This window comes from Bacillus silvicola, assembly GCF_050524305.1.
Classification (GTDB): domain Bacteria; phylum Bacillota; class Bacilli; order Bacillales; family Bacillaceae_G; genus Bacillus_A; species Bacillus_A cereus_AT.
The window spans coordinates 1860194-1872285 of record NZ_JBNGVC010000012.1; the positions used below are offsets into that span (position 1 = coordinate 1860194).

Genomic DNA, 12092 nt, shown 5'->3' on the forward strand with positions numbered 1-12092 from the left:
CATGCTTCGAAAAATTTCTCTTTTGCTTTCGATTTGCTTTCTTCTCCACCAAAACATCGCTTACGGTGAAGATAATCAGCAAAGCATATATGAAAAGCGCATGGCACTATATAAAGAAACTGAGCAATCTTCAGGCATTCCGTGGTATTACTTAGCTGCAATGGATCAATACGAAAGAAACATACGGAGCGTAAGAAAGGATATTCCGAAAAAACCAGATGCCATCATTTCCCTTTATTTTAAACCTGAAATATGGGCTGGACCTGTTAATAGTAACGATACTCTCCCCCATACGATTTCTCTATTTGGCGGAATGGGTTTAGATGGTGACAAAGATGGATTTGCAAATGCAAATAACGACCGTGATCTTCTGCATACCGCAGCAACTATTTTAAAGAAACAGGGAACGTCAGAAGACCATATTAACATTATGCTTTGGGAATATTATAGACGTGCAAAAACAGTTGAATTAATTACAGAATACGCCCGAATTTATAAACATTATGGACGTATTAATTTAGAAGGAAATGCTTTCCCTCTCCCAATCCACAGTGACAATAGCTACCGTAGTACTTTTGGAGCTGGAAGAAGTTTTGGTGGAAGACGAATTCATGAAGGAACCGATATCTTTGCCAGATATGGCGTACCCGTAAGATCCACTTGCTATGGCGTCATTGAAACAAAAGGATGGAATCGTCTTGGCGGATGGCGCATTGGTATTCGTGACCTTCATAATAATTATCACTATTACGCTCATTTAGGCGGGTTCTCTAAAGAAATACAGCTCGGACAAATTGTCGAGCCAGGAAAAGTAATCGGATTTGTCGGTAGCACTGGTTACGGTCCTCCTGGCACAGCTGGAAAATTCCCGCCCCACCTACATTTCGGCATGTATAAAGACAACGGTTATACAGAATGGGCTTTCGATCCATACATGCATTTAAGTCTTTGGGAGCGAAAAGAACGCGCGAATACAAAACGATAACCGTAGCACATTGCTACGGTTATTTTTTATCCCGCTATTTGTGGGCAGTAAGACCCCTACCTCAAAATCCAGCGAAAGCAAAGAAGTTCGCTAGGGCTCGGGCTGCCCGTAAAAGCCCGATTGGTGAGGGCTAATAATCAGTGGGGGACGAAGCCCCCCACTGATTAAAATTTCACTTTATATTCGCTAACTATCCGTTTTCTTTTTATCTGGTACAACAACACTTCCGCTTCCGTAATAAGTAGGCACCTCACCTTGAACAATGCGCGTCGCAATCGGAATGTTTTGCTTCACCGTAATTTCCTTCGTGCGTAACGGAATCATAACTTGTAACGTCACTTCCACCTCCATAATAATTTTGATCGCTGTGTTATTAATTCCTTGCGGCTCAACTAACTGTTTAATATCCGTATTCACATGGCCAATTGGCGTAAAATTAATCGGAATATTTGGTCCTATATTACCAAGAAGCGCATTATCGGTTATGCGTCCAAAAGGAACTGACATAGATACCCCATTCTCTTCAAAAACACCAAGTGCTTTCGTATCCCCTTTTTCTACTTGTTGTAAATATTTCTCTATGTATTCAGTCGTCGATGTTAATATTTCATTTACTTGTTTTGTATTTAAATCAATTGTAGATACTTTCCCGTTCCTATCCGTTTGTACTTTCATTAATGAATCTACATCAAACCCTTCATTAATTCGGTCTTTTACCGCTTTCGTCATAACTGCTGTCGCCATTTTATGCGTCTCTGTTTCCCCATACTTAATTAACGTTGGTTGAATACTTTTATTTACAATCCATAATCCTTGAACTACCATTACGATAAAAATGATAAACGAAATAAGCAGTATATACCGAAAGGAAATCGGTCCCCTTCGAAACCGCGAATTTTTCGAACGAAATATGCTCATAAGAAAACCCTCCTTCTTATATTATTTCTATGCAAGAAAGAGGGACGATATATGCTTATCTCATTTTTAATAGTGCATCTTTTCCGATTGTGCCGGCCGTAATGCCTAAAGCTTCGGCTTCAATCGTTACTGATTCCAGCGGTGCTTCAAGAAGTTGTTCAATCGTTCTTACACCAACCGCACGGCCAGCAATAATTCCTCGATCTCCTAACTTCTCATTTAAAAGACCTACATCTAATGCACCGCACATAATATATCCTTTATCGCTCATTACAGCTAGCAAATTTGTCTTTGGAAGTTTGACGCTAACGGCAATAAACGTATAGTTATCGATTATAATAGGCTCTACATTAACCATAGTTCACACTCCTCTCTTTCTTATCTGTATGACAAGAGAAAAATGAGTGTTACACGTTAACTAGCCTATAGTTTGACGGAAAATGTATGAGTTATCAACATGTCTGTTAACACATCTCTAAGTAGTTCTGGCATATAATATTGCTTATGAGAAAGTGTGGATAGCTCTGGGTATAAGTATCCAAACGTAAACATATCAATCGTTCCTACCGTATATATACGATCTAACTCCAGTGATTTCCCGTTAATCAATACATCTTCCAGTAAAATTTTATTCCCAGGAATCGTATCTGGAATCACTTCTAAACCATCGTAAATCATTTTCCCCATTACTTTTCCGCGAAATCCGAATCCTTTCACCTCAAGATTCTCCATATTCGGACGGCGTGCTTTCAAAATAACTTCTCTTAACGTCTTCCCTGGCACTTTTAATAAACATGGATTAATTGGATGTGGACAAATTCGATGAATATCTCCGCGCGTCACAACGCCTTCATTTAATCCCTCAAGTAGTACACCAGCGTTCACCATTCCAATATCTGCATTACACCACTCTTTAAGCGCACTTGCCAACATATGAGAAAACGTCGTCTCCTTAAACCAATCAACCGGCAATGATTCTTTTAAATGAACGACAGGCTCAGCCATTATCTGTTTACTTTCTTCCTGCAGCATTTCAATTGTGGATAACGGCTCGCTATAAGCACCTAACCGTTCTGTCTTAATCGCTCTACCGTCTTTTTTCAACAGTCTCTTCGTCTCTTTATCCACAGTAAGCTGAACGTGACCAACGTAATGTCCCCACTTTTCACAACAGCAAAGCAAGGTATCATTTACAAGAACGCCACGCTCAAATAAATGATGCGTATGTGCACCTAAAATAACATCTATATCATAATGCTCCGCCATATACTCATCCATACTTTTTCCAAGATGAGAAAGCACAACCGTAATATGAGCTGTATCCTTAACTTCTTCTAAAATAGACTCTAAATGGATGATTGGATCTTCAATATGCCAATCTAACATATGATAAAACTCTGGATAAGCTACCGTTAACCCAATAAAGGCAACCGTAATCCCATCTGTCGTTGTATGTAATTTATAAGGCTGCGCCCACGCCGGACGTACACCTTCTTTTTCAAATAAATTCGCTACAAGCACCTCAAACCCAGCATCATCATATAGACGATTCAAATGCTCTTTCGCTAACGTAATTCCTTCATTATTTCCGATCGTTACATAATCATATAACGCCTCATTTAATAACCTCGTATTCCCAAGTCCATTTGTCGCTTCCGAAATACTATGAAAACGATCCACATGATCGCCAATATCTACAGTTAAAACAGCCTCTCCCGCTGCCTGTCTTCGCTTTTTCTCTCCTTGTACAAACCGAGAAATTTGTGGCCAATTTTCAAAATGACTATGTATATCGTTTGTATGATAAAGGTGGATGATTGTTTCTTTATTTATATTCAGAGAAAAAACCTCCTCTCAGTTCCTTACTGCCATTTACGCTATACGTACGCAATAATCCTGTAAATACTTTTCGTCTTTTCTTGCTATTTTACATTGTACTCGCATTGTGAGAAAAAGCAAAAGATTGTCCTTTTCATATGAGAAACTTTATTTTTTCTAGCTTGTGGATTCTTTGCTGGGTTTGTCAGTATCTTAGCCTCAATTACTTTTTGTTGGTCGCCTTATATATAAGTGCTTCTCTCCCATTTGAATGTTGAGGGGTATATTCCCCTCTCCGCGATGTCGTAATTTGTTGATAAGTCGATATTCCTTGTCGACACGTCGATATATTGGAATAATCGCTGATATATTCCAAGTTGTGGTCGATATATTTGAAAAATCGCCGATATATTTAACTGAACACCCACCTAGGTATCCTTTACCAAGCCAAAACAAATCCGCAAAACAAAAAAGCGCCCTGCTATGGAGTGACCCCTGTCAAGTAGACAGTATTCAAAAAACACAATTAAGCAACCTGAGTTCTATATTTATATGGACTCAGGTTATTTAGTTTCTTTTGGAACCTGTGGTGATTATAAAAGTATATATATTTGCGCACAGCAAACTTAACCTCATCAGCTGTGCGGAAAGAGTATAGGTGAAAACACTCTGACTTAAAGTGACTGAAGAAGCTTTCTATACAAGCATTGTCCCAACAGTTCCCCTTTCTGGACATACTAGCCTTCATCTGATATTTTTTGAGTAGTTGAGTATATTGACGAGATGTGTACTGGAACCCCTGATCACTATGCAGGAGAATCCCTTTCACGTTTCGTTTTTTTCTTGCCTTTTTAAGTGTGTCTAGTACTAGTTTCAGGTCATTTCTACGGCTAATTTCATAGGCAACAATTTCATTGTTGTATAAGTCTTTAATAGCGGATAAGTACAATCTCTGTCCATTGAAAATCAAATAGGTAATATCTGTTACCCATTTTTCGTTTGGTTTGGAAGCTTGAAAATCCCTGTTCAGATGGTTATCTGAAATCACGTAAGCCTCTTTCTTCCCGTAATAAGGTCGTTTTCTCCTAATAATGGCTTTGATACCTAGTTCACCCATCAACCTTTGTATACGTTTGTGATTAAAATGAAGGTTATAAGTAGCTTTCAGCCAAACTTGTACTCTCCTGTATCCATAAATCCCTTTAAGTTTTTTATGACACTCCAATACCTTCTTTTTTATTTCGGTATCCTCCAATTGTTTTTCAGAAGGCATCAACTGTCGCTTTATCCATTTGTAGTACCCACCTCTAGTTACTCCAGCGATATCACATAGAATGGTAACTGCATAACCTTTTTCTGATAGCCCTTTGATGGCTTCAAACTTCTTCGTTTTTGGTACAGATTCCACTCCTCCTTTTACATCCCTAAGAGCTTTTTTAACATTTCATTCTCCGCTTCTAATCGTTTCATTTTAGCTTCTGGATCTTCTGGATTGGTTTTTGGTCTACCTATACCTGGACCTTTCGTTTTACCACGTTTTTCTTCTAGTCCTTTGATACCTTCAGCTTCAAAGTGTTTCACCCAACGTCTTACTACCGAGTGATCAATTCCTAATTCTTTAGCAACCGTTTTGTATCCCATTCCTTCTTTCAAGTATAAATCTACTGCTTTTTTCTTAAATTCTATATCATAAGTTACTCTAATTTTGCCCATAGAAAAATCCCCTCCATAGTAAACAGATTAATGTGCTTTCTTTTTACTGTCTACTATAAGGGGATCATATCACTATGCAGGGCGCTTCCACTTTATCTATTATCCAGTTCCAGCGGCTAGAATGTTCGGTGGCTTCACTTCTTCCTATGAGGCAAAAAGCGCCTCTACGTCAGAAGCTCCATCCCCCTCACATTCTGGACGAGCCGCTTCCACTTTAAATATTGTCCAGCTTCGCCTCCTAGACCCTCATGTCTAAGAACCTTCCATCTCGACTATATATAAAAGAATGAAACGTAGAAAACCGCACCAAATCAACGTTTTAGAAGTTTAATGAAATCTGTTTTTTGATATTTTTTCTTTATTTATTTTACAAAACGGTATCACAAATGGTATCACGAAAAAAAAATAAAAACAAAAGAGCACAGCGTGTATAAGTGGTGCGTCAACACCCTTATACCGTCCGCCTACCATGACTAGGCAAACACCTGCTGTACTCTTACGGACTATTTTACAGTACGTAAGAGCTCCTAGCAACAGTTTGCTTACATTTGGCATTCTGTTGCTTTTTTGTTTCTCAAAAGGAGACAAACCATTATGAAAAAAATGACAGCATACAATAAAGATGTTCAAAAATATATGCAACTAAACAAATTATGTTCTCAAAAGAAAAATGAAATCATTGACGCTATTAGAAACAATGTTAATGATAATAATCAAAGCTTCGAGAGTTTATTTCCTACACATTCTAAACGAAAAGATGTGATGGATCATATTATTTATTTACTTTCAGGAAATGGTATATGCAAAATTTCTGCTGAAACATTAGCAAGTAAAGCTGACTGTTCTGTAAGAACTGTGACTGATACTGTTCGTGCATTAAAACAAACAGGTGAAATCTTGGTCGCTGGATTAGCTGACGGTAAGAATAAATATGTATTTGTATTAAAAACGCATCCTAATTTCACAACAATTATGAAAGAGGTATTTTATGTAGATGCCGACCAAATTGCCGAACTAAATACCAAACAGGTTGCCGAACAGAAAAACGCTGAAGCCGTTGAGGCTGTAAGTCTAGAGAGTGAAAAAACGAGTTCTAACTATAATAACTCTATTAACTCTTTTCATTCTTTAAAACAAGAAAAAAATAATGATAGAGTATCCCTAACGGAATCAATTGAAAATGAATTAGAAGAAGCGCAAAATGATATACAAAAAGAATTTGAAAGAATCCACACTTACTATGTGAATGAATTCCAAGAAATGATGTATTACACAATTAAATCTAGTACTTATCACCATACTTTAAAAACAAATGCATCTATTATCGGTCTACGTGTGGGTAGCAATTGTGATAAAGGTTTGTTTTGCCTTGCATTAAACGCAATAGGGAAAATTGATAGATTCTTAAAAAGCAACGGGACTCTCACAGACACTGTACAAGCTTTATTTACGAAGGTTTATAATGATAATATCAAAGCAACTAAAGCATCTAAAACAGCTATCACAAGCAATTCTGAGGCATCAAAACCACACACTAAAGTGCTTTTTTATAATTGGTTAGAAGAGGACAAGTCAAAAGAACCGTCCACCAATACATATACAAATGCAACAAAATATTCTTTCATTCCTGAAAGTGAACTTAAAATCTCTAAAGAAGAAGCTGACGAAATGGGATTATATTAAATGTGGAAGATTTATAGTTTGCGTATTTCAACGGGATTGTAAATAACTTGATAGACAAGTACTTCTTTGATCGTGAGTTTATGCATGAGGAACAATCGCTTCACATGTAACCAAGGACACTACTGCATGATACTGTGCAATAAGATTATTATCCTATATTTTCAAAAAAGAAACTACCGTATGGCCAATAGCTCTCATTCATTTATCAAGCAAAATACTAGCTCGATAACCACTATATATAGTATAATTTAATTGAGCAAAAATCTATATGTATTATTTAACACTAAAAAAACATAATATCCGAGGAGGTTACACATGAATCAAAACAGTAATAACAATGGCATGGATTCCCAACCGAAGCATCCCTTCACAAACGCACCAGGTTCTGAAGTCCAACAAATGAATTACAAAGATTGGATGCATATGGATACAGCCGGAGCACCAATGGCATTATCTACCGACCCTGTAAATACTGTTAGAGATGGGGTAATTATAACTACAGGTATTTTATGGGCAATCCTTAGCGTCCCATTTCCTGTGGCTTCTTCAGTCGCGGGGATTTTCAACGTACTAGTTCCATACTTGTGGCCAGAGGGCGAAACTCCTGGGACTCCCCAAGCACAATTCACATTGGAACAATTGATGAGTGCTGTAGAAGGGCTCGTAGACGAAAGAATTCTGGCGAGTAAACGATCGGATGCCGTTGCAAGATGGCAAGGTATACAAGTATTAAATGCAGACTATACACAAACAATCGCGGACTTAAAAGCCGATCCAAACAATAAAATAAAGAAAGACAGGGTGAGAGATGCATTCGATGATCTTGAAGATGCTTTAAAGCTCGCGATGCCATTCTTTAAAGCGCAAGGTTTTGAAGTCCCTATGTTAGCCATGTATGCACAAGCTGCTAATATGCATCTACTCTTGTTACGAGATGTTGTCCAGCATGGAGCAAGCTGGGGATTTCAGCAATACGAAATTGAACGATATTATTCCAATACAAGCACTTTAGGAAATCCAGGATTAATACAACTATTATCCCTATACACAGAGCATTGTGTAAGTTGGTACAATACTGGTTTAGAAAATAATAAGGCAACTAACCAATGGCATAAATTTAATGATTTCCGAAGAGACATGACCATTATGGTGCTAGACTTTGTATCTTTATGGCCAACTTATAATCCAAGATTGTATGCAAAACCTACAAAATCACAACTTACACGAACTGTGTATCAAGATCGGATTGGAGCTTCTGATCCAGAATATCCGAAGACCCCTATTGTAGACATAGAAACGAATGGCACTGTCCCTCCACGTCTATTTACATGGTTGCGACAAATAAACGCCTATGTTTGTAAGGTTACTGCATATACTGGGGCGGTAACTGATATGCTTGATGGTTATAAACTAATCCTCCAGACCACTTTAGACAACCAATTATGGGAAACGACACTTAAGGGACCGGGGTGTGGCCGAATCGAAAGTATTACAATTCCACCAGCAACATCTAACGATGATATCTGTAGAATTAACACTAGCCTATTTTATGTTGAGCACCCCTTTTGGGGGCGCATGCTTAACGAGTTGAAATTTTCTTTTACTAAATCCGAAGACCAACAGATAGGAAATCGTCTTTCTGGTGGAATACGAACATTGAACGAGTTGCCACGTCATCGATTTTCATATCTGGGATTGGGAGCTTCTAATGGCATCACCATTGCACTATTAGGAGGGGTTGTCTACGGTTGGACCCACGTAAGCGCAGATCCAGACAATCTGATAGACCCTGAAAAGATTACTCAAATCCCAGCGGTGAAAGCATCTTCACTTTCCGAAAATGCTAGAGTGGTGAAGGGGCCTGGCAGTACAGGCGGAGATCTAGTAGAAATAGATCGTACAGGAAAAATAAATTTAAATCTTACCTTCTCGGATACTACGAAGTCTTATCAAGTTAGATTTCGTTGGGCGACTATCAGTGGATCCCAATCGGCAGATACATTAAGATATAATGATTTTTCTTACGCTGATTTCACTATCCTATCTCCAAGGTCTAATCGAGTTAATTTCCCTATAGAATTAGAGGATTTTGATGGAAAGATAGTTTTTGACAAAATTGAATTCATTCCGATGTAATGATTTTCAGACAAAACCACTAATCTTGTCGAGTCTATATCTGAAAAGATTGGTTCGATAAACATATATAACACCCATGGAAAAAAAACAAATTCCTTACCTTACAGGATTTTGGCTTTATGTAAAGACTTGCTAAACATATGGAGTTTTCAAATGGCACTATCTCTTATTCATATGTTTAGTAATCAGTTGGAAATAAAAACTAAATAATAACCTATTTTTCATGTATCTCGGATGAGTCGAAATTTGCCGATTTTTTCACTTCAAGTTCATATGAACTTCACATAAGAACTTTATTATTGAACTCGTACAGATAATTCTTTATCTTGTATATGAATTACTCATTAATAGTTTTTCTACAACCATTAAGAGGGAGAACGAGGTCCAAACATTATAAAAAAATGATTATGGAGGTATTAACCCGCAATGAAAATTACAAATTATCAAAAAGATGCAACTCATTGTACAACACTACTTAATAAACAGGTTGCTAAATATTTAGATATGGATAGTGAAACCGAACATGCATTAGCCACTAAAAATTTAGTGGCACCATGGGAAGAACGAGTTATTGAAAAGGATGGAAAAGTAATTTGGAGTCAAGAGGATTACCGATTTTTAGAAAAGGATAACTGTCCTCCTACAGTAAACCCAAGTCTATGGTGTAATGGAAAGAACAATCATGTGAGTGGTTTATTTAAAGTAACTGAAGAAATATATCAGGTTAGAGGATTCGATATGGCCAATTTGACAATGGTTTTAACGCCTCAAAAAACATGGATTATGTTAGATACTTTGACAACGACAGAGTCTGCAATAGCTGCTATAGATTTTGCAAATAATTATTTTGAAAAGAATGATTTACCAAAGTTGATAGGTAATATTAGTGCGATAATTTTGAGTCATTCCCACGCGGACCATTTCGGAGGGATTAATGGGATATTTACATACGAAGAACAAAAACCTGATATTCCTATTTATGCCCCTAAAGGCTTTACTGAACACGCTGTTAGTGAAAATATTTATGCAGGAAACGCAATGGTGCGTAGAGCAGCTTATCAATACGGTCCATTTTTAGATGCTAGTGAAAAAGGATCAATTTCTGTGGGGATTGGGCAAACACAATCAAGGGGAACAGTTAGCTTTAGATTACCCACTCATGAAGTTGCAAAGAATGAATCAATTGTTATTGATGATTTAGAACTTACGTTCCAGTTAACCCTTGGAACTGAAGCACCAGCAGAAATGAATACTCATTTTCCACGCTATCGCGCATTATGGTTAGCAGAAAATTGTTCCGGAACCTTGCATAATTTATATACATTACGTGGAGCTCAAGTGCGAGACGGCAATGCATGGGCAAAATATTTACTTGAAGCGATATCGTTATTTGCTGATAAAACGGATGTAACTTTTCAAGCACACAACTGGCCACATTGGAATACAGTCGACTCGCCTAACACAGTGCGTGAATATATAACAGTAACAGCGGCAGCATATAAGTTTATTAATGATCAATCATTACTATATATTAATCAGGGCTATACTAGTACAGAAATTGCAAACAAAATTCAATTACCTAGGGATTTAGCTAAACATTGGTATATTCGCCCATATTATGGGACACCAAAACATAACGCGAAAGCTGTATACCAACGGTATATGGGATGGTATGATGCAAATCCAGCGAATTTGGATCCTTTGCCCACTGTTGAGCGAGCTAAAAAATTAGTGGACTATATGGGCGGAAGTGATGCAGTAATTCAAAAAGCCCTAATTGATTTTAAAAATTGTAATTATCAGTTTGTTGCAGATATTATGAGTACACTAGTATTTGCTGAGCCTAAAAATAAAAAAGCTCGTAGTCTAGCTGCAGATGCTTTAGAACAGTTGGGATATCAATCCGAATCGGGAGCTTGGAGAAATGCCTATTTATCCGGTGCGTATGAGCTAAGGAATGGAACAGTTACTGATCCCGCAAAGTATGCTGCAGAATTTGACATAGCTGAATACATGACAGGAGAAATGATTTTAGATTATTTAGGTATTTTAATTGACGGGGATAAATTTTCACATGTTTCTCTTGAATTTAATCTTATTATTCCTGATGATATTGATTTAACTGAGGAGTCATATGAGCATCGCAAGAAAGAATATATTTTAAAACTTTATCAGGGGACCGTGCTATATTTTAAAGATTCATCATCGTTAGAATTACCTACAATAACTATGACTCGTCAACAATTAGGATCTCTTATAGCAGGTAGTACACCAGAAAAGGCAAAAGAAATTGCTAAAAGTATTTCAGATGATCCAAAAGTGGTAGATGCACTGATAAAATTCATGTCCTATATTATTCAATTATCAGAGTATCGCTATTTTAATATTATTGAACCCTAAGAAAAAAAGGCTATGGTAAAAATATAATTGAATTTGAAGAACGACAGATTTCTAACGGCATTCGGTGTTATGTAGTAAGACTGAAGAGATTATGGATAAGTTATACCTTATTTTGGAGGGGATTCACTCTTGGAAAGTTGGTCCTTTCTTGATAATATATGTATGATTTATATTCCAGAAATTAATTCTTGTATGACATCTTAGAGGCTATATGATTTGTTTTTTCACATATATATCTAACATGTTTAAGAGAAACCAATGAAGAAGAGTACGCCCTGGTCAGGAGGCCACTGAAAAAGTCCCCCTAGTAAGACAAAGGAGTTCATCACCTACTATATACAGATGATGGACTCCTTTGTGTTTTCTATATATTGAAAAAATACACGTTATTTTTTCAAAGCAATCACTTTTTCAGTGCCTTCCCTGGTCAGGCATACTC

Annotated in this window: 9 protein-coding genes; 4 read left to right on the top strand and 5 right to left on the bottom strand. The window is 37.2% G+C overall.

Features of this window, described 5'->3' with window-relative positions; translation table 11 throughout:
• The first annotated feature begins 1 nt into the window (after position 1).
• A complete protein-coding gene (locus ACP6L7_RS21820) occupies positions 2 to 985 on the top strand; it encodes a M23 family metallopeptidase (RefSeq protein WP_097832190.1) in 984 nt (327 codons plus the stop codon).
• A gap of 186 nt (positions 986 to 1171) precedes the next feature.
• On the opposite strand, the gene yunB is transcribed toward ACP6L7_RS21820, so the two are convergent.
• The 5 genes from yunB to ACP6L7_RS21845 form a co-directional block, all read right to left on the bottom strand.
• On the bottom strand, positions 1172 to 1903 hold the full coding sequence (yunB, locus tag ACP6L7_RS21825; protein ID WP_097832189.1) for a sporulation protein YunB: 732 nt from the start codon (positions 1901 to 1903) through the stop codon (positions 1172 to 1174).
• Positions 1904 to 1958: 55 nt separating this feature from the next.
• Positions 1959 to 2261, bottom strand: coding sequence for a YunC family protein (locus ACP6L7_RS21830; RefSeq protein WP_090813878.1), 303 nt, complete (start codon positions 2259 to 2261; stop codon positions 1959 to 1961).
• 65 nt (positions 2262 to 2326) lie between these two features.
• The gene (locus ACP6L7_RS21835; protein ID WP_306475230.1) at positions 2327 to 3742 is read right to left on the bottom strand and encodes a bifunctional metallophosphatase/5'-nucleotidase; all 1416 of its coding nucleotides are present in this window, start codon (positions 3740 to 3742) and stop codon (positions 2327 to 2329) included.
• 505 nt (positions 3743 to 4247) lie between these two features.
• Entirely contained in the window at positions 4248 to 5129 is an 882-nt protein-coding gene (locus tag ACP6L7_RS21840) for an IS3 family transposase (protein WP_430528867.1), read from the bottom strand.
• An 8-nt stretch (positions 5130 to 5137) separates the two neighbouring features.
• Positions 5138 to 5434, bottom strand: coding sequence for a transposase (locus tag ACP6L7_RS21845; RefSeq protein WP_000516528.1), 297 nt, complete (start codon positions 5432 to 5434; stop codon positions 5138 to 5140).
• Positions 5435 to 6028: 594 nt separating this feature from the next.
• On the opposite strand from ACP6L7_RS21845, the gene ACP6L7_RS21850 reads away from it, so the two are divergent.
• The 3 genes from ACP6L7_RS21850 (at position 6029) to ACP6L7_RS21860 (ending at position 11653) form a co-directional block, all read left to right on the top strand.
• On the top strand, positions 6029 to 7117 hold the full coding sequence (locus ACP6L7_RS21850; RefSeq protein WP_430529383.1) for a cytosolic protein: 1089 nt from the start codon (positions 6029 to 6031) through the stop codon (positions 7115 to 7117).
• 342 nt (positions 7118 to 7459) lie between these two features.
• A complete protein-coding gene (locus ACP6L7_RS21855; RefSeq protein ID WP_430529384.1) occupies positions 7460 to 9253 on the top strand; it encodes an insecticidal delta-endotoxin Cry8Ea1 family protein in 1794 nt (597 codons plus the stop codon).
• A gap of 426 nt (positions 9254 to 9679) precedes the next feature.
• Positions 9680 to 11653: an alkyl/aryl-sulfatase gene (locus tag ACP6L7_RS21860; protein ID WP_430529385.1), complete on the top strand. Its 1974-nt coding sequence runs from the start codon at positions 9680 to 9682 to the stop codon at positions 11651 to 11653.
• Positions 11654 to 12092: the final 439 nt, after the last annotated feature.